Annotated in this window: 22 protein-coding genes; 12 read left to right on the top strand and 10 right to left on the bottom strand. The window is 68.5% G+C overall.

What is annotated here, in order from left to right; all coding sequences use genetic code 11:
* Positions 1-7 precede the first annotated feature (7 nt).
* The gene (locus A3ES_RS0100690) at positions 8-1,228 is read left to right on the top strand and encodes a hypothetical protein (RefSeq protein ID WP_020384843.1); all 1,221 of its coding nucleotides are present in this window, start codon (positions 8-10) and stop codon (positions 1,226-1,228) included.
* Positions 1,229-1,381: 153 nt separating this feature from the next.
* On the top strand, positions 1,382-1,909 hold the full coding sequence (locus tag A3ES_RS56915; RefSeq protein ID WP_020384842.1) for a Rieske 2Fe-2S domain-containing protein: 528 nt from the start codon (positions 1,382-1,384) through the stop codon (positions 1,907-1,909).
* Between the two features lie 48 nt (positions 1,910-1,957).
* Here the strand turns inward: A3ES_RS56915 and A3ES_RS0100680 are convergent, their stop codons facing one another.
* Positions 1,958-3,196 (bottom strand): S8 family peptidase, encoded by a 1,239-nt coding sequence (locus A3ES_RS0100680; protein ID WP_020384841.1) that lies wholly within the window; start codon positions 3,194-3,196, stop codon positions 1,958-1,960.
* A gap of 198 nt (positions 3,197-3,394) precedes the next feature.
* Here A3ES_RS0100680 and uvrC point away from each other — a divergent pair, with 198 nt between their 5' ends.
* From uvrC to A3ES_RS0100665, 3 genes are read left to right on the top strand one after another with little or no spacing between them, the layout of a single operon-like run.
* Complete coding sequence (gene uvrC / locus A3ES_RS0100675) at positions 3,395-5,428, top strand: excinuclease ABC subunit UvrC (protein ID WP_040453717.1); 2,034 nt, start codon at positions 3,395-3,397, stop codon at positions 5,426-5,428.
* Positions 5,428-6,294, top strand: coding sequence for an RNase adapter RapZ (gene rapZ / locus A3ES_RS0100670; RefSeq protein ID WP_020384839.1), 867 nt, complete (start codon positions 5,428-5,430; stop codon positions 6,292-6,294). Before uvrC ends, rapZ begins: the two co-directional genes overlap by 1 nt.
* On the top strand, positions 6,291-7,232 hold the full coding sequence (locus A3ES_RS0100665; protein ID WP_020384838.1) for a gluconeogenesis factor YvcK family protein: 942 nt from the start codon (positions 6,291-6,293) through the stop codon (positions 7,230-7,232). The genes rapZ and A3ES_RS0100665 overlap by 4 nt, the downstream gene beginning before the upstream one ends.
* 1 nt (position 7,233) lies before the next feature.
* On the opposite strand, the gene A3ES_RS0100660 is transcribed toward A3ES_RS0100665, so the two are convergent.
* Together A3ES_RS0100660 and A3ES_RS0100655 are read right to left on the bottom strand one after the other, a co-directional pair.
* Positions 7,234-8,121 (bottom strand): hypothetical protein, encoded by an 888-nt coding sequence (locus A3ES_RS0100660; protein ID WP_020384837.1) that lies wholly within the window; start codon positions 8,119-8,121, stop codon positions 7,234-7,236.
* The gene (locus tag A3ES_RS0100655) at positions 8,118-8,615 is read right to left on the bottom strand and encodes a SigE family RNA polymerase sigma factor (protein WP_020384836.1); all 498 of its coding nucleotides are present in this window, start codon (positions 8,613-8,615) and stop codon (positions 8,118-8,120) included. Before A3ES_RS0100655 ends, A3ES_RS0100660 begins: the two co-directional genes overlap by 4 nt.
* A 171-nt stretch (positions 8,616-8,786) precedes the next feature.
* Between A3ES_RS0100655 and whiA the strand changes: the two genes are divergently transcribed.
* The 6 genes from whiA (at position 8,787) to A3ES_RS0100625 (ending at position 13,627) form a co-directional block, all read left to right on the top strand.
* Positions 8,787-9,770, top strand: a complete 984-nt coding sequence (gene whiA, locus A3ES_RS0100650; RefSeq protein WP_020384835.1) for a DNA-binding protein WhiA — start codon at positions 8,787-8,789, stop codon at positions 9,768-9,770.
* Positions 9,771-9,907: 137 nt separating this feature from the next.
* Positions 9,908-10,912 carry a type I glyceraldehyde-3-phosphate dehydrogenase gene (gap, locus tag A3ES_RS0100645; protein WP_020384834.1) on the top strand — a complete coding sequence of 335 codons (1,005 nt, stop codon included), beginning with the start codon at positions 9,908-9,910 and terminating at the stop codon, positions 10,910-10,912.
* 84 nt (positions 10,913-10,996) lie between these two features.
* Positions 10,997-12,199: a phosphoglycerate kinase gene (locus A3ES_RS0100640; protein ID WP_020384833.1), complete on the top strand. Its 1,203-nt coding sequence runs from the start codon at positions 10,997-10,999 to the stop codon at positions 12,197-12,199.
* Positions 12,200-12,205: 6 nt separating this feature from the next.
* Positions 12,206-13,021: a triose-phosphate isomerase gene (gene tpiA / locus A3ES_RS0100635; protein WP_020384832.1), complete on the top strand. Its 816-nt coding sequence runs from the start codon at positions 12,206-12,208 to the stop codon at positions 13,019-13,021.
* Positions 13,018-13,251, top strand: coding sequence for a preprotein translocase subunit SecG (gene secG, locus A3ES_RS0100630; RefSeq protein WP_020384831.1), 234 nt, complete (start codon positions 13,018-13,020; stop codon positions 13,249-13,251). Before tpiA ends, secG begins: the two co-directional genes overlap by 4 nt.
* 16 nt (positions 13,252-13,267) lie before the next feature.
* Positions 13,268-13,627: an RNA polymerase-binding protein RbpA gene (locus A3ES_RS0100625; protein ID WP_026162441.1), complete on the top strand. Its 360-nt coding sequence runs from the start codon at positions 13,268-13,270 to the stop codon at positions 13,625-13,627.
* A 41-nt stretch (positions 13,628-13,668) separates the two neighbouring features.
* Here A3ES_RS0100625 and A3ES_RS0100620 read toward each other — a convergent pair whose 3' ends face one another.
* Positions 13,669-14,139: an Lrp/AsnC family transcriptional regulator gene (locus A3ES_RS0100620; protein WP_020384829.1), complete on the bottom strand. Its 471-nt coding sequence runs from the start codon at positions 14,137-14,139 to the stop codon at positions 13,669-13,671.
* Positions 14,140-14,220: 81 nt separating this feature from the next.
* Between A3ES_RS0100620 and A3ES_RS52270 the strand changes: the two genes are divergently transcribed.
* Entirely contained in the window at positions 14,221-14,844 is a 624-nt protein-coding gene (locus tag A3ES_RS52270; protein WP_083933104.1) for a PQ-loop domain-containing transporter, read from the top strand.
* Here the strand turns inward: A3ES_RS52270 and A3ES_RS45760 are convergent.
* From A3ES_RS45760 to tal, 6 genes are read right to left on the bottom strand one after another with little or no spacing between them, the layout of a single operon-like run.
* The gene (locus A3ES_RS45760) at positions 14,756-15,592 is read right to left on the bottom strand and encodes an isocitrate lyase/PEP mutase family protein (protein ID WP_020384826.1); all 837 of its coding nucleotides are present in this window, start codon (positions 15,590-15,592) and stop codon (positions 14,756-14,758) included. The two genes, A3ES_RS52270 and A3ES_RS45760, sit on opposite strands and share 89 nt — an antisense overlap.
* Positions 15,593-15,650: 58 nt before the next feature.
* Entirely contained in the window at positions 15,651-16,391 is a 741-nt protein-coding gene (gene pgl, locus A3ES_RS0100600) for a 6-phosphogluconolactonase (RefSeq protein ID WP_020384825.1), read from the bottom strand.
* Entirely contained in the window at positions 16,388-17,605 is a 1,218-nt protein-coding gene (locus tag A3ES_RS0100595) for a glucose-6-phosphate dehydrogenase assembly protein OpcA (protein WP_020384824.1), read from the bottom strand. Before A3ES_RS0100595 ends, pgl begins: the two co-directional genes overlap by 4 nt.
* Positions 17,602-19,152: a glucose-6-phosphate dehydrogenase gene (gene zwf, locus A3ES_RS0100590; protein ID WP_020384823.1), complete on the bottom strand. Its 1,551-nt coding sequence runs from the start codon at positions 19,150-19,152 to the stop codon at positions 17,602-17,604. Before zwf ends, A3ES_RS0100595 begins: the two co-directional genes overlap by 4 nt.
* Positions 19,149-20,780, bottom strand: a complete 1,632-nt coding sequence (locus A3ES_RS0100585) for a glucose-6-phosphate isomerase (RefSeq protein WP_020384822.1) — start codon at positions 20,778-20,780, stop codon at positions 19,149-19,151. Before A3ES_RS0100585 ends, zwf begins: the two co-directional genes overlap by 4 nt.
* A complete protein-coding gene (gene tal, locus A3ES_RS0100580) occupies positions 20,777-21,898 on the bottom strand; it encodes a transaldolase (protein WP_020384821.1) in 1,122 nt (373 codons plus the stop codon). Before tal ends, A3ES_RS0100585 begins: the two co-directional genes overlap by 4 nt.
* Positions 21,899-21,910: the final 12 nt, after the last annotated feature.

Raw genomic sequence — 21,910 nt, 5'->3', positions numbered from 1 at the left:
GGATGGCATGACTGAATCTGACTGGCAGGGTGACATGCTGCGCCGGATCACGGCGGAGCAGTCAGCCGGCGAACAACCTGAACACGCGGACGAATCCCCGGACCACGCAGCACCACCGCCGGTCCCGGGGAATCAGCCCGCGCCTCCGGCCGCACCCAGTCAGCCACCGCCTCCGCAATACCAACCGCAGCCGGGATACCAGCAGCAGTACCCGCAGCAGCAACAGCAGCAGTACCCGCCGCCGTATCAGCCTGCCCCGCCTTACGAGCAGCCCCCCGGGTACCAGCAGCCGCCGTACGCGGACGCCACCTACTACCAGGCCCCGCCGCCGTACCACCAGCAACCACCCGGCCAGGCCGCGCCGCAGTACCAGCAGGCGCCACCGCACCCTCAGGGCGACCAGACCGGCTGGGGAGCTCCGCAGGAGGAGCCTGAGTCCGGCGGAGTCTTCCGGCGGTTCCGTCGCATCGCGTCGGAGGCGGCCTACCTGGTGGGTGCGTCCGGTCAGATGCAGCGCGACGTCGACAACATCGCGACCGTCCGCCGCCCGATCGCGATCATGCGCAGGGTCGGCGTACTCAGCCCGGTGACCGGTGCGGGTACGTCGACCGTGACCGCGTTGCTGGCCACTGTCCTCTCAGCACAGCGCGCGGACCGCGTAGTCGCCGTCGACGCCGACCCGATGGAGGCGGAGCTCTCCCGCCGACTCGAGCAGGCCCTAGGCTCCGGTCCCCTTGAGGGAGTCAGCCTGGTCCGCAGCGAGACCACGGCCGAGGCGGTCCGGAGCACACTGGCCGAGGTCCAGACGAAGGGCGCCCGGGACGTCGGTCTCGCGCTGGTCGACTGCCCGGACACGATGTTCGGCGAGATCAGCACCGAGCTGGCGTCCAACGGTCACGCGACAGTGCTCGTCGTTCCGTCGGTCCAGCACATCGCTACGTACGCCCTGGCCCAGCTGGACCAGCTCACCCCGGACGGCCAGGACGTCCTGCTGACCCGCGGCGTCATCGTCATCACGGTCGTCGAGAACGCCAATCCCGAATCGGTCCGCTGGCTGGTCGACGCGTTCCGCCAGCGCGGTCTGGAACCGGTCGTGGTCCCGTACGACGCGCACGTCGCCCGAGCGTGGCCGCTGCGCTCGGAGGAGCTGCAGGCAGAGACCCGCCGAGCAGTCCTCGACCTGGCCGCCCGCGTGGTCGAGGTGGTCACCCGCACCACCGCCGGGTAACACCTTTCCGCCCGGCAGCTGAACCGTCCTGCTCATTCAGCCGTTTGTCCGGGTGTGGCCCCGTCTTTCGGCCGATTTTTGACCGGGTCGGGTAGAAAGCTAGAAGCCAAGCGTTCAACTATCCTGCCAGCAGGCTCTTGGAGGTCCAGATTCATGAGCGACAACACGGCCGAACTCGCCCGGGCGATCGACACGTTGCGTGACCGGCGGGCGGTGCTCCGCGGTGCCGCGGTGGCCGGTCTCGCCGGTGTCAGCGTGCCGTTGCTCGCCGCGTGCGGTGGCAGCGACGACGCGGGCGGTACGCCGTCCGGCGGCACCTCCGCACCGACCTCAGCGCCGTCCTCGGCCCCGAGTTCGGCGCCTTCCTCCTCCAGTACGCCGACCAGCGGCGGCGGGGGAGCAGTACTCGGTCCGGTCACCGACGTTCCGGTGGGTGGCGGCAAGGTGTTCGACAAGGTCGTGGTGACCCAGCCGACGGCCGGTGAGTTCAAGGCCTTCACGGCGGTCTGCACCCACGCGGGCTGCGTCGTTCGCACGATCGAGAACAACACCATCAACTGCCCGTGCCACGGCAGCAAGTTCAGCGCCACGGACGGCAGCGTCCAGGGTGGCCCGGCGCCGTCGCCGCTCGCGGCGGTCCAGGTGACCGTGCAGGGCGGCAACATCCTCGGCCCCGCCTGACAGACAGAGAGGCCCGGCCGTGACGGCCGGGCCGCCCTGATCAGAAACCTACGGCTGGGCCGGGTCGACCTTGCCGGTGAACAGCAACTTGTTCGGCGAGCCCGTGCCCGGGTCACCGACCTTGTCCGGGGTCGACGCGCCGAGCAGTGCGGTGGCGACCTCGGCCGGCGTCGCCTCCGGATGTGCGCTCAGGTAGAGCGCGATGCCACCGGCGACGTGCGGGGTCGCCATCGACGTACCGCTCATCTTGGCGGTCGAGTCCGGCGAGGTGATGCCGACCGACTCGACGTCCACGCCCGGCGCGAACAGGTCGACACACTTGCCCCAGTTGGAGAAGTTCGCCTTGGCGTCCTTGTCGTCGGTCGCGCCGACCGTGATCGCCGCCGGCTCCTTGGCCGGTGAACCACCACAGGCGTCGGAAGAGTCGTTGCCAGCAGCAACGGCATAGGTGATGCCCTTGTCGATCGAGGCCTTCACTGCCGCGTCGAGGGCCGCGTCGGCACCGCCGCCGAGGCTCATGTTCGCGACCGCGGGCTTCTTCGCATTCGCCGTCACCCACTCGATACCGGCCACGACGCTCTCGGTCGAGCCCGAGCCGTTGCAGTCGAGCACCCGGACGCCGAAGATCTTCGCGCCCTTGGCGAGGCCGAAGTTCGTACCGGCGATAGTGCCGGCCACGTGGCTGCCATGGCCCATGCAGTCGACGCCGTTCTGGCCGTCGCCGACGGTGTCGGTGCCGACCGAGGCGCGGTCGCCGAAGTCCTTGTGGGCGGCGTAGATACCGGTGTCGATCACGTACACGTTGACGTTGTCGGCCGTCGCGGTCGGCTCGAACTTCTTGTCCAGCGGCAGATCCCGCTGGTCGGCGCGGTCCAGGCCCCACGGCGGGTTGTCCTGGTTCGCGGTGAACTTCTGGTTCTGCTGGACGAACGCGACCCGTTTGTCGGCCGCCATCTGCGTCGCCTGCTCCGCCGACATGCTCGCGGAGAAGCCCTTGATGGAGGCACTGAACTGCTGACGCACCTTGACGTCGTACGACGTCGCCAGGCTCTGCGTGGTGGCTCGCGTCGCCGCGGCCGAACGCGACCCGGACAGGACGACGACGTAGCTGCCGGGGATCGCGGTCGGGCTCTCGGCCCCACGGACTGAGGCTGCTGCTGGTGTGGGCGCAGTTTCACTGGCATTGCTGCCGGCCGCGGTGGCGACCAGGCCGGCCGCTGCTATCGCGGCAGCGGCAGCAGCACCAACGGCGGCCCTCAGCCGACGAGGTGTAGTCACTGGGGACATGGGCGGAACTCCCTCGGGTCTGCGTGGGCCCGGTTGCCTCACGCTCGGATCCAACACGTCAACCCTGAGTGACAAGTTACGGACAGCGCCCATCCCAACCTGGGATCAAACGGGAGATATGAGGCAACCCGCAACACGATCTTCGCGCGATCGTTAGGTCTTTCGGTTGTTGTCGGTGCCGCGAACTAGGCTGGGTCGGTGGCTGATCCTTCCTCTTACCGTCCCGCTCCCGGGTCGATTCCCGACTCGCCTGGTGTGTATCGCTTCAGCGACTCCGCCGGGCGGGTGATCTATGTCGGCAAGGCGAAGAATCTGCGGTCCCGGCTGTCGTCGTACTTCCAGGACCTGATCAACCTGCACCCGCGAACCCAGACGATGGTGACGACTGCGGCCAAGGTCGACTGGACGGTGGTGGCCAACGAGGTCGAGTCGCTGCAGTTGGAGTACTCCTGGATCAAGGAGTACGACCCGCGCTTCAACGTGAAGTACCGCGACGACAAGTCCTACCCCTGGCTCGCGATCACGCTGAACGAGGACTATCCCCGGGTGATGGTCGGCCGCGGCCCGAAGAAGAAAGGCGTCCGGTACTTCGGTCCGTACAGTCACGCCTGGGCGATCCGGGAGACCGTGGACCTGTTGCTCCGGGTGTTCCCGATGCGCTCGTGCAGCAAGGGTGTCTTCAACCGGCATCGCCAGATCGGCCGGCCCTGCCTGCTCGGTTACATCGGCAAGTGCGCCGCGCCCTGCACCGGTCAGGTCAGCCAGGACGAGCACCGCAAGATCGTCGAGGACTTCTCCGCCTTTCTGTCCGGCCAGACCACGACGTACGTGCGGCGGCTGGAGAAGGAGATGAAGGCGGCGGCGGCCGAGCTGGAGTATGAGCGGGCCGCGAAGATCCGGGACGACCTGAGTGCGCTGGACAAGGCACTCGCGAAGAACGCGGTGGTGCTCGGCGACGGCACGGACACGGATGTGATCGCGCTGTCGGAGGACCCGCTGGAGGTCGCAGTACAGATCTTCTATGTGCGTGGCGGGCGGATCCGTGGTCAGCGCGGCTGGATCGCCGACAAGGCCGATGGCGACGCGACGACCGCCGACCTGGTCGAGCGGTTCATTCAGCAGACGTATGCGGGGGAGTCCGCCGACACGATTCCGCGGGAGATCCTGGTGCCGACCCTCCCAGAGGGGGAGGAGGCCCTGATCGAGTGGCTGTCGGAGCGGCGCGGTTCGCGGGTCGCGATCCGGGTCCCGCAACGCGGCGACAAGAAGGACCTGATGGCGACCGTCGAGCGCAACGCGCTGCAGACGCTGGCCATGCACAAGACCAAGCGGGCCAGCGATCTGACCACCCGCAACCTCGCGCTGGAGGAGATCCAGGTGGCGCTCGACCTGCCGGAGGCGCCGCTGCGGATGGAGTGCTACGACGTCTCCAACCTGCAGGGCACCGAGGTGGTCGCCTCGATGGTCGTCTTCGAGGACGGGCTGCCGCGCAAGAGCGAGTACCGGCGGTTCGTGATCAAGGGCGTCGAGGGGCAGAACGACGTCGCCTCGATCGCCGAGGTGCTGACCCGGCGGTTCAAGCGGATGCTGGAGGACCGGGTCGACATCCCCGACGGCGAGGACCCGACGGCGTACCTGGTCGATCCGGAGACCGGCCGGGCGAAGAAGTTCGCCTACACGCCGGGCCTGGTCGTCGTCGACGGCGGTCCGCCGCAGGTCGCCGCGGCCCGGCAGGCGCTGGACGAGCTCGGTCTGGGGGACATCCCGATCTGCGGTCTGGCCAAGCGGCTCGAGGAGGTCTGGCTGCCCGACGACGAGGACCCGGTGATCTTCTCCCGGACGTCGGAAGGCCTGTACCTGCTGCAGCGGCTGCGCGACGAGGCGCACCGGTTCGCCATCACCCACCACCGCAACCGGCGGTCCAAGTCGATGGTCGAGAGCGTGCTGGACGACGTCGCCGGGCTCGGCGAGGTGCGCCGCAAGACCCTGCTGAAACACTTCGGCTCGCTCAAGAAGCTGCGCCAGGCAAGTGTCGACGAGGTGGCCGGGCTGCCCGGTTTCGGCCGGCGTACGGCAGAGTCGGTAGTACTGGCGGTGAACTCCGCGGCAACGAAGGCGGACACCTCACGCGAACCGGCCGTCAACACCGCGACGGGCGAGATACTGGACGACGACGTACCGGAGCTCTCCGGTGCGCCTGATGGGGACCGAACGGGGAGAACTGACAACTGATGGACGAGTCGAGCGGCAACCTCATCATCGTGTCCGGCATGTCCGGCGCGGGACGGAGCTCGGTCGCGGACGTACTGGAAGACCTCGGCTGGTTCGTGGTCGACAACCTGCCGCCGATGTTCTTGACCACCATCGTCGAGCAGGTCGTCGGTACCGGCGCCTCGCCGCGGCTGGCGATCGTCGTGGACGTCCGGACCGGGATGTTCTTCGACGAGCTCGGCGCCGCGATCCAGGACCTGCGCACCAAGGGGTACCGGCCGGTGACGCTGTTCCTGGAGGCGTCCGACGACGTGATCGTGCGCCGGCAGGAGAGCGTCCGGCGGCCGCACCCGCTGCAGGGTGAGGGCCGGCTGCTGACCGGTATCCAGCGCGAGCGCGAGCTGCTGGGTGACATCCGGGCCGGCGCCGACATGGTGATCGACACCTCGAACCTGAACATCCACCAGCTCGCCGCGAAGATCGTGAACGGCTTCGGCGACGAGGAGAACGCCGAGCTGCGCGCCACCGTCGTGTCGTTCGGTTTCAAGTACGGCATCCCGGTCGACGCGGACGTGGTGGCCGACATGCGGTTCGTGCCGAACCCGTACTGGCAGCCTGACCTGCGCCCGATGACGGGCCAGGACAAGCCTGTGTCAGACTTCGTGCTCGGTCATCCGCTGGCCCAGCAATTTCTGCAGAACTATGTGGACGTGCTGGACACGCTGCGGACCGGCTATCTGAACGAGGGCAAGCGGTTCGTCACGGTCGCGATCGGCTGCACCGGTGGGAAACACCGGAGCGTCGCGATGGCCGAGGAGATCGGAAAACGTCTGCGGGAGAAGGGGTCACCGACCTTGGTAGTACACAGGGATCTGGGGCGGGAGTGACCAGAGCTCCACGAGTCGTCGCGCTGGGCGGCGGGCATGGCCTAGCCGCCTCGCTGTCCGCGCTGCGGCAGGTCACCGACCAGCTGACCGCCGTCGTCACCGTCGCCGACAACGGCGGCTCCTCGGGCCGGCTCCGCAAAGAGCTCGGCGTACTGCCGCCGGGCGACCTGCGGATGGCGCTGGCCGCGTTGTGCCGCGACGACGAGTGGGGCCGCACCTGGGCCGACGTCCTGCAGCACCGCTTCCGCAGCGATGGTGAACTGCACGACCACGCGGTCGGCAACCTGCTGATCGTCGCGTTGTGGGAGCTACTGGGCGAGGCCGTCGACGGGCTTGACTGGGTGGCCAGACTGCTCGGCGCGCAAGGCCGCGTCCTGCCGATGTCGGCTGTCCCGCTCGACATCACCGCGCGAGTGCTCGGTCTCGACCCCGAGCACCCTGAGCGGATCACTGAGATCCGCGGCCAGGCCGAGGTGGCGACCACCGAAGGGCACGTGGTGGACGTCGCGCTCGACCCGGCCGACCCACCGGCCTGCCCCGAGGCACTGGTCGCGATCGCGGAGGCCGACTGGGTCGTCGTCGGACCGGGTTCGTGGTTCACCTCGGTGATCCCGAACCTGCTCGTCCCGGCGTTGTCCCGTGGTCTGCAGGAGACGAGCGCCCGCCGGCTGCTCACTCTCAACCTCGGTGAGCAGAAGGGCGAGACCGACGGCTTCTCCCCGGAGACACACCTCGAAGTGCTGGCCGCCCACGCCCCGGACCTCCGCATCGACGTGGTGCTGGCGGACGAGGAACACGTCCCGGACCCTGCATCGCTACGCCGTACCGCGGACTCCCTCGGCGCCGACCTGGTCATCGCCGACATCGCCGACGACCAGCGCCACCTCCACCACGACCCCGGCAAACTCGCCAAGCTCTACCGCGAGATCTTCGACTAGCTCAGCCGTTGGTCAGGATGTAGTGGTCGAACACCTTCTTACCCGCGTCGTCGTAGCCCCTCAGCCGAACCGTGATGAGTCCGGGGTTGCCGGGTTTGCCGGGTCGGACTGCCGGCTTCGTGCTCGGCTTGGTGATCGAGAAGGGGCGCCAGAGGAAGTAGCCGTCGTCGCCCATCAGGGCGCTCCGAAGGTCCTGGCCCGGATACTCGACCACGACCCGCTTCACCTCGTCCGTCGTCCGGCACCAGCCAGGCCCGCAGGGACGCGTTCGCGACGGCGCCTCCTTCGGTTGCCCGAGGGAGTCCTTCGTCTGCTGACCGTCGGGCAATCGGGAGATCTGAGCCAGCGAATCGCGGCCGTAGCTGGATTCGCCGATGGGATAGGCAGGCTTGGTCAAGCCGCAGAACGCCACGACCTTCCTGTCCGGTGAGACGATCAGCGCCGTGAACTTGTCACCGGTGCCGACGCCAGATTTCAGCGGGACGGTCCAGCCTGCACCGATCGGCCCGGAACCGTCAGGCGGCACCGGCATCCCGGGCGGTTGATCCCGCAGGAACTCGGCGTCCCAATCGCTGCAGCGCTTGATGATCTCGGCGTCGCTCAGCCCGCTCACCGGCGGTGCCGGCTTGATCGTGCCGCCGGTCTCGGCGTCGATGGCAACGGTCTGACCGCCGCCGGCCGGGGCCACGCCCGCTGGGCGGTTCGCCGACCAGACGGTCACGCCGCCGACGACAGCGGCGGTGCTGAGGGTCGCGGTCACGAGGTTGGCCAGCCGGCGGTTGCGGACCGATCGGCGGCCGCGCCCGACGATGTCGTCGACAGAGTGCCGCATCGGCTGGTCGCTGTCATCGGTCGCTTCGGCCAGCAGGCGTTCGATGTCTGTGCTCATAACGAGGTCCTCTCACTCAGTAGTTCGCGAAGATGCACCAGGCCGCGGGAGGTCTGGCTCTTGACGGTGCCGACTGTGATACCAAGCACTTGGGCGGTCTCCTCGATGCTCAGATCGGCGTAGTGACGCAGTACGACGCAGGCCCGCTGGCCGGTCGGAATGCCTTCCAGAGCAGCGATCACCAGTTGCCGGTCGTCGATGATGGTGGCGCCGTCGGGGCGCGGCAGTTCGCCGGGTTCGGCGGTCGAGTGCTCCCGGCGCCAGGGCCGTTTGGACTGGTCGAACACGACCGACACGACGACCTTGTGCGCGTAGGTGTTCAGGCCATGGATCCGGTTGAGCTTGTCCCAGCGCCGGTAGATCCGCACCAAGGCGTCCTGCGCGGCGTCCTCGGCCCGGTGCCAGTCGCCGCACATCAGGTACGCCGTCCGCCGCAATCTGCCGAGGGTGGCGGCCGCGAACTCGGTGAAGTCCGCTTCGTCGCGTCTTCGCATCCACTGCTCCTCTCGCTCGAAGGTGGTAACGAGGCCAGAGACGCGAAAGGTTGCCGGAACGCGTAACACCAGCCACTTCTGGCAGTTGGACACCAAGTGAGCAACTCGCCACCACGCGAGCGGAGCGAGCTGCGGGTGAGGGTCTTTGACAGCAGTGGGAGGATTCCCTACATGGCGATGACAGCACAGGTGAAGTCCGAGTTGACCAGCATTCAGGTCACGAAACCCTGTTGCCGCAAGGCTGAGGTGTCGTCCGTACTGCGGTTCGCGGGCGGTCTGCACATCGTGTCCGGCCGGATCGTGGTGGAGGCCGAGCTCGACAGCGGCGCGGCCGCACGCCGGTTGCGCAAGGACATCGCCGAGATCTTCGGGCATCCCTCGGACGTCGTGGTGATCTCACCGTCCGGGATCCGCAAGCAGACGAAGTACGTCGTCCGCGTGGTCCGCGACGGTGACGCGCTGGCGCGGCAGACAGGCCTCGTCGACAACCGCGGCCGCCCGGTCCGGGGTCTTCCCCCCGCAGTCGTCTCTGGGGCGTCCTGTGACGCCGTGGCGGCCTGGCGCGGCGCATTCCTGGCGCATGGCTCGCTGACCGAGCCGGGCCGGTCCTCGTCCCTCGAGGTGACCTGCCCCGGCCCCGAGGCAGCACTCGCCCTGGTGGGTGCCGCGCGCCGGCTTGGAATCGGCTCGAAGGCGCGTGAGGTTCGGAACGTGGACCGCGTGGTGATCCGCGACGGTGACGCGATCGGCGCGCTGCTGACCCGCCTCGGCGCGCACGAGTCGGTGCTCGCGTGGGAGGAGCGGCGGATGCGGCGCGAGGTCCGCGCCACCGCGAACCGGCTGGCCAACTTCGACGACGCGAACCTGCGCCGCTCCGCGCGGGCAGCCGTCGCGGCCGGTGCGCGCGTCGAGAGGGCGCTGGAGATCCTCGGCGACGACGTACCGGACCACCTGCAGGTGGCGGGCAAGCTGCGGCTGGAGCACAAGCAGGCCAGCCTCGAGGAGCTCGGCCAGCTGCACGAGCCGGCGCTGACCAAGGACGCGGTAGCGGGCCGGATCCGGCGGCTGCTGGCGATGGCCGACAAGCGGGCCGCCGACCTCGGCATCCCGAACACCGAAGCCAACCTGACCCCGGACATGCTCGACCCGGCCTGATTTGGTCTGGTCCGGAGGCTACCGGTGAGTCCGGGTGGTCTGATGTGGACGGTACCAGTGGGTCGAGTGGGCTGTTGGGCTAGTGTTTCGGACGTAGCGGCAGTGCTCAAAAGCTAGATCTGAGGAGACGCAGTCCCGTGACCGTTCGCGTAGGTATCAACGGCTTCGGCCGGATCGGCCGTAACTTCTTCCGCGCCGTACAGGCGTCCGGTGCCGACATCGAGGTCGTCGCCGTCAACGACTTGACCGACAACCAGACCCTGGCTCACCTGCTGAAGTACGACTCGATCCTGGGCCGCTTCCCGGGCGACGTGTCCGCGACCGAGACCGACATCAGCGTCGGCGGTCACACGTTCAAGGCGTTCGCCGAGCGCGACCCCGCCAACCTGAAGTGGTCTGATGTGGGCGCCGACGTGGTGATCGAGTCCACCGGCTTCTTCACCGACGCCACCAAGGCCAAGACGCACGCCGACAACGGCGCCAAGAAGGTCATCATCTCCGCCCCGGCGAAGAACGAGGACCTGACCGTGGTGATGGGCGTCAACCACGAGCTGTACGACGCCGACCAGCACACCGTCATCTCGAACGCGTCCTGCACCACGAACTGTCTGGCACCGATGGCCAAGGCCATCCACGACGAGTTCGTCATCCAGCAGGGCCTGATGACCACCATCCACGCCTACACCCAGGACCAGAACCTGCAGGACGGCCCGCACTCGGACCTGCGTCGCGCCCGCGCCGCGGCCCTGAACATCGTGCCGACCTCGACCGGCGCCGCGAAGGCGATCGGCCTGGTCCTGCCGGAGCTGAAGGGCAAGCTGGACGGCTATGCGCTGCGCGTCCCGGTGCCGACCGGCTCCGCCACCGACCTGACCATCACGGTCGGCCGTGAGACCTCCGTCGAGGAGGTCAACGCGGCTGTCAAGGCTGCCGCCGAGGGTGCGCTCAAGGGCTACCTGCGGTACACCGAGGACCCGATCGTGTCGAGCGACATCGTCACCGACCCGGCCTCCTGCATCTTCGACGCCGGCCTGACCAAGGTGCTCGGCAACCAGGTGAAGGTCGTCGGCTGGTACGACAACGAGTGGGGTTACTCCAACCGCCTCGTCGACCTGGTCAACTACGTCGGCGCCTCGCTCTGACGTTCCGTTCCCCAGCTTGCGTCCGATGGCGACCCGGTGGTCGCTTCGGGCGCAAGCCTGTTTCGACAGAGGACTGCTGAAACTGTGAAGACCATCGAAGACCTCGGGGAGGTCGCCGGCCTGCGGGTGCTGGTGCGCTCCGACCTGAACGTGCCGATCAAGGGTGACGAGATCGGCGACGACGGCCGGATCCGGGCCAGCGTGCCGACCCTGCTGAAGCTGGCCAAGGCCGGCGCCAAGGTGATCGTGACCGCCCACCTCGGCCGGCCCAAGGGCAAGCCGAACCCGGAGTTCACGCTGGCACCCGTGGCCAAGCGGCTCGGCGAGCTGCTGGAGCCCGAGGGCGTCAAGGTGCGCTTCGCCACCGACGTGACCGGCGACAGCGCCCAGGAAGCCGTCCAGGAGCTCGACGAGGGCGAGGTCCTGCTGCTCGAGAACGTCCGGTACGACGCTCGCGAGGAGAGCAAGGACGAGGCTGAGCGCGGCGCGCTGGCCGAGGAGCTCGCCGGCCTGGCCGACGTGTTCGTCAGCGACGGCTTCGGCGTCGTCCACCGCAAGCAGGCCAGTGTGTACGACGTGGCCGGCAAGCTCCCGCACGCAGCGGGTGGCCTGGTGCTGGCGGAGGTCGAAGTACTGAAGAAGCTGACCGAGGAGCCGGCCCGCCCGTACGTCGTCGTCCTGGGTGGCGCCAAGGTGTCGGACAAGCTGGCCGTGATCGACAACCTGCTGGCCAAGGCCGACAAGCTGCTGATCGGTGGCGGCATGGTCTTCACGTTCCTGAAGGCGCAGGGCCACGAGGTCGGCAAGAGCCTGCTCGAGGAAGACCAGCTCGACACGGTCCGGGGCTACCTGGAGACCGCGAAGGCCAAGGGTGTCGAGATCGTGCTGCCGACCGACATCGTGGTCGCGCCGGAGTTCAAGGCCGACTCGCCGGCCACGGTCGTCGCCGCGGACGCGATCCCGGCCGACCAGCTCGGCCTGGACATCGGCCCGGACTCCGGCAAGGCCTTCGCCGCCGAGATCTCCGCGGCCAGGACGGTGTTCTGGAACGGCCCGATGGGCGTCTTCGAGATGGCGGCGTTCGCCGGTGGAACCAAGGCTGTGGCACAGGCGTTGACCGAGGTGGACGGGCTCAGCGTGGTCGGCGGTGGCGACTCGGCGGCCGCAGTACGGCAGCTGGGCTTTGCCGACGACCAGTTCGGGCACATCTCGACCGGCGGCGGTGCGTCGCTGGAATACCTGGAGGGCAAGGAGCTCCCGGGTCTTGCTGTTCTGGAAGAGGAGTAACAAGGAATGGCTGGCTCTGAGGTTTCGGCTGCCCGTACGCCGTTGATGGCGGGCAACTGGAAGATGAACGTGAACCACGTCGAGGCCGTGCACCTGCTACAGAAGCTGAGCTGGACGCTGCAGGACAAGAAGCACGACTTCGCCCGGGTCGAGGTGGCGGTGCTGCCGCCGTTCACCGACATCCGCAGCGTGCAGACGCTCGTCGACGGTGACCGGATGAAGATCGTCTACGGCGCGCAGGACATCTCCGTGCACGACGAGGGCGCCTACACCGGTGAGATCTCGGCGGCGATGCTGACCAAGCTCGGCTGCAGCTACGTGCTCGCGGGTCACTCCGAGCGCCGGCAGTACCACGCCGAGGACGATGCGGTCGTGAACGCGAAGGCCACCAAGGCACTGGCGGCCGGGATCACCCCGATCGTCTGTGTCGGTGAGGGTCTGGAGGTCCGCAAGGCCGGCGAGCACGTCGAGTACACGCTGGCCCAGCTCGACGGCGCGCTGGCCGGGCTGAAGCCGGACGACGTCCGCAAGGTCGTCATCGCCTACGAGCCGGTCTGGGCGATCGGCACCGGTGAGGTCGCGACCCCCGAGGACGCGCAGGAGGTCTGTGCCGCGATCCGGGGCCGGCTGGAGGAGATTTCACCCTCGGTGGCCGACTCGGTACGGATTCTTTACGGGGGGTCAGTGAAGATGACCAGCGCAGGTGGCATCATGGCCCAGCCGGATGTCGACGGCTGCCTGGTGGGTGGAGCAAGCCTCAAGGTGGACGAGTTCGCCGGTATCTGCCGTTACCTGGACCTTCAGTTAGGCTACTCCTCGTGATTCTCGCTTTCTCGATCGTCGTCATCCTCTGCAGCCTGATCCTCACGGGACTCGTGCTGCTGCACAAAGGCCGCGGTGGTGGCCTCTCCGACCTGTTCGGTGGCGGTGTCTCGTCCAGCCTGGGCGGGTCCTCGGTCGCCGAGCGGAACCTCGACCGGATCACGATCGGCGTCGGCCTGATCTGGTTCGCGGCCATCGTCGGGCTCGGCCTGCTTTACAAGCTCGGCTGAGAGGGGAGTAGCTCCCGTGGCTGGTGGTGGCAGTGCAATTCGTGGCAGCCGGGTCGGTGCCGGACCGATGGGCGAGGCGGAGCGCGGCGACACCGCGCCCCGTCAACGGGTCGTCTTCTTCTGTGCCAATGGGCACGAGACCGCGACCGTGTTCGCGGTCGAGGCAGCGGTGCCGGAGGCTTGGGACTGTCCGAGGTGCGGTCTGCCGACCAGCACCGACGTCAACAACCCTCCGCCGCCCACCAAGATCGAGCCGTACAAGACGCACCTCGCGTACGTGAAGGAGCGCCGCAGCGAGCAGGAGGCCGCGGAGATCCTCGACGAGGCACTGCAGAAGCTTCGCGCCCGCCGCGCCCGTGGCGAGATCATCTTCTAGATCTCAGCAGTACTGCGAACAGGCCCGAGCCGATCCCCGGATCAGCTCGGGCCCTTCGTCTGCACTGGGAACGGACGCTCCTCGACGATGCGCCGCATCACGATCGTCGAGGTCAACCGCCGGACTCCCGGTAGCGTGGCCAGCTTCTCGTCACGCAGTCGCTGGAAGGCCGCGATGTCGACGGTGGCAACCCGGACCAGGTAGTCGGGATCCCCGAACAACCGCTCCGCGTTCCGTACTTCGGGAACTCCGGCCAGGCCGGCCTCGAACGCCGTGATGGTGACCGCGTCCTCCCGGTCCATCGTCACTGACACCAGTACTTCGAACCCGAGCCCGATCGCGGCCGGATCGACCACCGCGCGGTAGCCACGAATGGCCCCTGACCGCTCCAGCTCCCGAAGCCGTCGATGACAGGGCGCCGCACTGAGCCCGATCCTTTGCGCCAACTCGGCGACCGTCAGCCGGCCCTCGGATTCCAGCTCCGCAAGAATCATGCGATCTGTCTTGTCCATTGCGAAGATTCTAGCCCGGACAGACCGGTCCGAGCATGAAGTCGCACGAAACGTCCCTCCAAATCGCCATAGTCTGACGGTATGCTCGACTATCTGCCGATCGTGGCCGCCGCGTTCGGGATTCCGCAGTACCTGCCACAGATTCTCAAGCTGCGGCTCACCCAAGACACCGCCGGACTCTCCTGGCCGTGGGCGGCGCTGACGAGTCTCAACAACGCAGCCTGGCTCGCCTACTTCCTGCTGTCGCACTACTGGACTGCGAGCATCCCGTCGTCAGCGGCCGCGACGCTGGCCGGCACAGTCGCGGTGATGCTCGCGCGCCGGGGGCTGGTGACGACGCGGGCGGCGATTCTGGTCGGGGGTTGGGCGGTACTCCTGGTCACGTCGTACGCCGTGGCCGGGCGTGCGGGCCTCGGGACGTTGCTCGCCGCCGCATCCATCATCCAGGTCACACCGTCGATCTGGACGGCTTACCGAACGGCCCGGCCGACCGGAATCTCCCGCGGTACGTGGCTGCTGCTCCTCGGTGAACTCTCCTGCTGGACCGTGTTCGGCCTGTACCAGTCAGACGCGCGCCTGATCTCGCTCGGCATCACCGGGGTGATCGCCAGTCTCCTCATGCTCGCCCGGATTCTCCTGGTGACGCGTGCCGAGCGAAGAGTGCGTTCAGCTCGCCCTGAGGAACTTGATTCGCTGCGAACGTGATGGTGCCTTCGGTCTGGAGTTCCTGGGCTGCCGCGCGGATGAAGGCGAGCGCGGCGCGGGCGATGCTGCCGCCGAGGCTGATCCGGGTGACGCCGGCGGCCAGCAGGTCGTGGGTGGTCAGGCTCGAGCTCCCGAGGCCGATCACGACGTTGAGTGGGCCGTCGATCTCCTTGACCAGGGTGGCGATCGCGTCGAGGTCGTTGACGCCGGGGACGTAGAGGCAGTCGGCGCCGGCTTCGCGGTAGAGGTTCGCGCGGTGGATCGAGTCCGCCAAGACTGTCGGCGTCTGGAGTAGCTGGCCATCGGTTCGCGCGGTCAGGACGAAGCCGGGTCCGGCAGCCTCTCGGGCTGCGGCGATGCGCTCGACGGACAGCGCTTCGGCGTACAGGGCGCGGCCGTCGTAGTCCTCGATGTTGCCGCCGGCCAGGCCTGCCCCGCGGGTCAAGCGGATCGTGTCGGCCACGGCCTCCGGTTCCGCGCCGTACCCGTCCTCGAGATCTCCGTTCACCGGTACGCCGGAAGCTTCGGTGATCTGCTGGACCCGCTCGAACATCTGGTCGCGTGAGACCGACGGTGCTCCATCGGGAAGCGTGTGGTCGCCCTTGCCGAGCGAGAAGGCGATCCCAGCGCTGGTGGTCGCAATCGCCGGAAAGCCGGCCTCGGCGAGCAGCACGGCGCTGCCCGCGTCCCAGGCGTTCGGCATCACAAAACCGGTGGTCGCGTTGTGCAGCTCACGAAACGTCGTCATGACCGTCATCGTGCCACCCGTATTGTTCGGCGACCGCCGAACCCAGCCGGCGTCAGCGCTACGAGAGCTTCGAGGAGGCGGTCTCGTCGAGAAGCCAGAGCGTGCGGTCGATGCCCTTCGGAATGGAGGCCGGCAGATCGCTGGTGCCGGACAGTGCCCCGGCGACAGCGTCCGCCTTGTCCTCGCCGGAGACGACGAACCAGGTCTCCCGTGCGTTCGCCAGCGCTGGGAAGGTCAGTGACACCCGGGTCGGCGGCGGCTTGGGGGAGTCGTGCACCGCGACCGTCGAGCTGTCCACCACGATCCGCGCCGGGTTGTCCGGGAACAACGACGCCACATGTCCATCCGGACCGACACCCAGCATCAGTACGTCGAACGCCGGTACGCCGTCGCCGTCATCCGTGCCCGCCACAGCCGCCAGAGTCGCGGCGTAAGCCTCCGCGGCGGCCTCGGCGCCCTGACCGGTGTCGGCGGGCATCGCGTGCACCAACGCGGGGTCGACATCCACGCGGGACAGCAGCGCATCCCACGCCTGCGTCGCATTGCGCTCGGGGTCGCCCTCGGGCAGGAAGCGCTCGTCGCCCCACCAGAACTCCACCCGGCGCCAGTCGATCGCGGTCCGGGCCGGGGACTCGGCGACGGCCCGGTAGACCACCGCAGCGACGCGGCCGCCGGTCAGGACGACCTGGGCGACCCCGCCACTGCTCTGTACGTCGACCAGCTTGGTGATGAGCCTGGCCGCGACGGCGTGGGCCAGGCCCTCGGCGTCGCGGTTGACCAGGACCGACGGTGAACTCATGACCGTCCAGCCACCCTCTTGCTCGTGCTCTTCTTCGCCGCTGACTTCTTGACCGCCGACTTCTTGGCACTGGCCGGCGCCGCCTTCTTGGCCGCCACCGACTTCTTCGCCGCGCCGGTCTTCTTCGCGGTGGCCTTCTTAGCAGCAGCCTTCTTCGCACTGGACTGGCGCCCACGCCCGGCAGCCTTGGCCTCGAGCGCCGGCGACGCCGCCTTGCCCGCGACCTTCGCCGTCCGGACCGCGGCCTTCTCGGCGGCGGTCTGGACGGACCGGCGGTCGGCATCGCTGACGACCTTCGCCGAGTCGGGCAGGTTCTCCCGCTTGACCATACAAGCCAGCGTCTGCGCGTAGACGTCGTCAGGATCCAGCCGCCGCAGCTCCTCGCTCAGCAGCTCGGACGTGTTCCGCCGCTTCAGCGCCACCGGCCGGTCAGGCTGACCCGGGATGCTGAACGTCGCCACCGAACCGTCCGGCCGCGTCAACGAGATCGGGCCAGCCGGCGTGAACATCCGTACTGCGGTGATGCCCGGCCCCCGCGAGATCCGCTGCTCCACTGGTACTCCGAGACGGCACTGCAGCCAGGCGGCCATCAGATCCGCACTCGCGTTGCCCTTGGCGGACACCACCTCGGCACCGCTGACCTTGGTCGGGTACTGGTCCAGCGCCGCGGCCATCAGCGCACGCCACGGCGTCAGCCGCGACCACGCGAAGTCCGTGTCGCCTGGCGCATAGCCCTCGGCTCGCGCCGGGAAGTCCACGGCTGCCCGACGGGTCGCGGCCGCATCGGTCACCCGGCGACGTCCCAACGCCCCCAGCGGGTCGTCGTGCGGCACCTTCGGCCCGCCACCCGGCCACCAGACGATGACGGGGGAGTCCGGCAGCAGCAGCGGCGTGATGACGGACTCGGGCACCTTGGCGAGCTCGCCGTGCAACCGCAGCAGCACCGCCTCGCCCGGAATCCCTTCACCAACCCGTACTTCGGCGTCCAGGCCGCCCGTGCCCCGGCCGGGACGCAGGATCGCCACGAGCACCCGCGAGGGGTGTTCGCGACCGGCCTCGTTCGCCGCCTTCATCGCGTCGTGGTGGGACGACTCGTCCACGACCACCACGATCGTGCCGACCATGCCCATCGCCGGCGAACCGGCGTTCCGGCGGGCCTTCAGCAGCGCCGACGCGATCTCGCTGGACGTCGTACCGGTGAGGTCGATGATCATGGCCGCCTCCAGGCGCGTCCGTCGCGGGCGAGCATCTCGTGGGCGGAGTCCGGGCCCCAGGCGCCGGACGCGTACTGCTCGGGCTTACCGTGCTCGGCCCAGTAGTTGATCACCGGGTCGAGGATCTTCCAGCCCAGCTCCACCTCGGTGTGCTGCGGGAACAGCGGCGGGTCGCCGAGCAGGACGTCCAGGATCAGCCGCTCGTAGGCCTCCGGCGACGACTCGGTGAACGAGCCGCCGTACGCGAAGTCCATGTTCACGTCGCGGATCTCCATCATCGTGCCGGGCACCTTGGCGCCGAACCGCATGGTGATGCCCTCGTCCGGCTGGATCCGCATCACCAGGGCGTTCTGGCCGAGTTCCTCGGTCTCCGTCTTGGTGAACGGCAGGTGCGGCGCGCGCTTGAACATCACGGCCACCTCGGTGACCCGACGGCCGAGCCGCTTGCCGGTCCGCAGGTAGAACGGGACGCCGGCCCAGCGGCGGGTGTCCACGTCCACGCGCAGCGCGGCGAACGTCTCGGTCGCCGACTCCGCCGGGATGCCGTCTTCCTGCAGGTAGCCCTTGACCTTGGTGCCGCCTGCCCAGCCGGCGGCGTACTGGCCGCGAGCGGTGTGCAGGTCGAGGCGCTCAGGCAGCTTGACGGCTGCCAGCACCTTCTTCTTCTCCTGTCGCAGCGACCACGCGTCGAAGCTGACCGGCTCTTCCATCGCGATCAGCGCCAGCAGTTGGAGCAGGTGGTTCTGGATCACGTCCCGCGCGGCGCCGATGCCGTCGTAGTACCCGGCGCGGCCGCCGATGCCGATGTCTTCGGCCATCGTGATCTGCACGTGGTCGACGTAGTGACTGTTCCAGACCGGCTCGAACATGGCGTTGGCGAACCGCAGCGCCAGCATGTTCTGGACGGTCTCCTTGCCCAGGTAGTGGTCGATCCGGAAGACCGCCTCGGGCGGGAAGACCGACTCGACGACGTGGTTCAGCTCGCGCGCGCTCTGCAGGTTGTGCCCGAACGGCTTCTCGATCACCACCCGCCGCCAGGATCCTGGGTTCTCCTTGGTCAGCCCGTGCTCACTCAACTGCTGCACGACCTGCGGGAACAGCCCCGGCGGGATGGACAGGTAGAACGCGTGGTTGCCACCGGTACCGCGGTTGACGTCCAGCTCGTCCACGGTCTCCCGCAGCCGCTTGAAGGCCTCGTCGTCGGTCAGGTCGCCGGGGACGAACCGGAAGCCCTCGGCGAGTTGCTGCCAGACCTCCTCGCGGAACGGCGTCCGCGCGTGCTCCTTGACCGAGTCGTGCACGATCTGGGCGAAGTCCTGGTTGCTGAAGTCGCGCCGGGCGAAGCCGACCAGCGCGAAACCGGGCGGCAACAGGCCCCGGTTCGCCAGGTCGTACACCGCCGGCATCAGCTTCTTGCGGGCCAGGTCACCGGTGACGCCGAAGATCACCAGGCTGCAAGGCCCGGCGATCCTGGGGAGCCGACGGTCCTGGGGATCCCGCAGCGGGTTCACCGGGCCGGGCGACTCCTCGTCGAGCTCTGCGGTCATGCGCCGCCGTCCTCCGATTTGTCAGGTGCGTTGAGTAGGGCGATCAGCTGCTCGACACCGGCGGCGGGGTCGGTGAGGTGCAGCCGCAGTACGGGCCTGCCACGGTCCGCCAGTACGCCGGCGTCGCCCGCGGCCTGGGCCGAGATGAGCGTGCCGAAGGTGAACGGGCGATCCGGGATCTCGACGTCGGTCGACTCGGCGGTCGTGATCTGCAGGAACACGCCCTGCGGGTGACCGCCCTTGTGGTACTGGCCGGTGGAGTGCAGGAAGCGCGGACCCCAGCCGAAGGTGACCGGACGCCCAGTGCGGCTCGCCAGAGCGGGCCGGATGGCGTGCAGCTTCTCGTCGCGCTCGGAGTCCAGGTAGGCCATGACGGCGACGTAGCCGTCCTCTGCCAGCTGGCCGAGCAGGGAGTTGAGCGCACCCTCGACCGTTTCGACGCCGTCCAGCAGGCCGTCGGTCCCACGGACCTCCACAGCGCCGTCGGTGAAGGCCGCGGCCTCCGGCTCGGGCTGTGCGTCCAGCAGACCGCGCGCGGCATTCTTGGCGCTCTCCACGTCCGGCTGGTCGAACGGGTTGATCCCCAGCAGGTATCCGGCCACAGCAGTGGCCGTTTCCCACAGCAGGAGCTGCCCGCCCAGCGAACCGGTGGTGACGACAGTCGGCGTCCCCGAGGCGACGGAGGCCGAGCTGGTGTCGGCAGCGAGCAGCGCGTGGACTAGATCTCCGGCGCCGCTGTGCAGCTCCGGAGCGTGCATGCCCTTCACAGCAACGGGCAGTACGCCGGTGCCGTTCTTGCCGGTGCTCTCGGCGATCAGCTGCTCGGCCCAGTCGGGGAAGCCCACGATGGACGAGCCACCGGCCGCAATGATGGCCTTGTCGCGACCGGGGCTGCCGGCCAGTACAGCGGCGAGGATGAGCGCGGGGTTGTCCGCACTGTCCTCTTGCAGCTGGGGCGCTGCCTCGGCCGCTTGGTCGAGCAGCTCGGCGACGTCCGCGCCGGCGAGTGCCGACGGCACCAGGCCGAACGCGGTCAGCGCGCTGTAGCGGCCGCCGACGTGCGGGTCGGCGAGGAAGGTCTTGCGGTACCCCTCGTCCTCGGCCAGCTTCTGGAACGGCGAACCCGGGTCGGTGACGACGACGATCCGCGAAGCCGAGTCGATGCCGGCGTCGTCGAACGCCTTCACGAAGGCGCGTCGCTGGCTGTCGGTCTCGACCGTGCCACCGGACTTGCTGGAGACCACGACGACGGTGCGCTGGAGATCACCGGCCAGCGCCCGGGCGATCACGTTCGGGTTGGTCGAGTCGAGCACGACCAGCTCGACGCCCGCAGTACGGGTGATCACTTCGGGTGCCAGGGACGAACCGCCCATGCCGCAGAGCACGATCCGGTCCAGCCCTTCGGAGCGCAGATCGGCCTGCAGCGCCTCGATCTCGGCCAGCAGCGGCCGGGACGAGTCGTACAGGTCGACCCAGCTCAGCCGGATGGCCGACTCGGACTCCGCCTCCGGACCCCACGTGGTGGCGTCCTTGGCGGCGATCCGGGAGGCGATCTTCTCCCCGGCCAGCCGGTCGACGACCTCGCGCCAGCCTTCGCCGTACGCGGTGACAGTGAGGGACTCGGTCACTTGGCGGCCGCCTTCAGTGCCGCGGTGACGGTGTCCTGCAACTCGGTCCAGGACATCTCGAACTTGCTGACGCCCTCGTCCTCGAGCACCTGGACGACCTCGTCGTACGAGATGCCCAGCTTCTCCAGGTCCGCGATCACCTTGCGATCGGCGTCATAGCCGGCGCGGACGGTGTCACCGCGCACCTCGCCGTTCTCGGCGAACGCGTCGATGGTTGCCTGCGGCATCGTGTTGACGACACCGCTGGTGATCAGCTCCTCGACGTACATGGTGTTCTTGTACGCCGGGTCCTTGACGCCCGTCGAGGCCCACAGCGGGCGCTGCGGCTTGCCGCCGGCGGTCTCGATCTCGCGCCAGCGGCCGGAGGCGAAGATCTCCTCGTACGCCTCGAAGGCCAGCCGGGCGTTCGCGATCGCGGCCTTGCCCTTCAGGGCTTTCGCTGTGTCTTCAGAAGCGGTGCCGATGAAAGCGTCCAATCGCTTGTCCACCTCGGAGTCGACCCGGCTGACGAAGAAGGACGCCACGCTGCCGAGCTTGGTCACGTCGTGGCCGTTGTCGATGGCCTTCTCCAGGCCGGTCAGGAACGCGTCCGCGACGGCCTTGTACCGGTCCAGCGAGAAGATCAGCGTCACGTTGACACTGATGCCCTGGGCAAGCGTCTCGGCGATCGCCGGGATGCCTTCCTTGGTGGCCGGGATCTTGACGAAGACGTTCTCCCGGCCGACGGTCTCCCACAACTCCTTGGCCTGGGCGATCGTCTTGCCGGTCTCGCGGGCCAGGCCGGGCTCGACCTCGATCGAGACCCGGCCGTCGACGCCGTCGGTGTCGTCGTACACGGGCTTGAACAGGTCAGCCGCGGTGCGGACGTCGTCGGTGGTGATCACCCGGATCGCCTGGTCGGTCGAGATGCCCTCGGCCGCCAGGCGCTGGACCTGCTCGGCGTACGCGTCGGCGTCGGAGATGGCCTTGGCGAAGATCGTCGGGTTGGTGGTCACCCCGCTGACGTGCTGGTCGTGGATCAGTGCCTCCAGGCTGCCGCTGGTCAGCCGCTGCCGGGAGAGGTCGTCGAGCCAGATGGAAACGCCGGCGTCGGCGAGGTCTTTCAAACGATCGGTCATGTCCGAAGCCCT

Source organism: Kribbella catacumbae DSM 19601 (genome assembly GCF_000372465.1).
Classification (GTDB): domain Bacteria; phylum Actinomycetota; class Actinomycetes; order Propionibacteriales; family Kribbellaceae; genus Kribbella; species Kribbella catacumbae.
The sequence above is the reverse complement of the archived record's forward strand: the minus strand, read 5'-3'. Positions and strand labels throughout refer to the sequence as shown.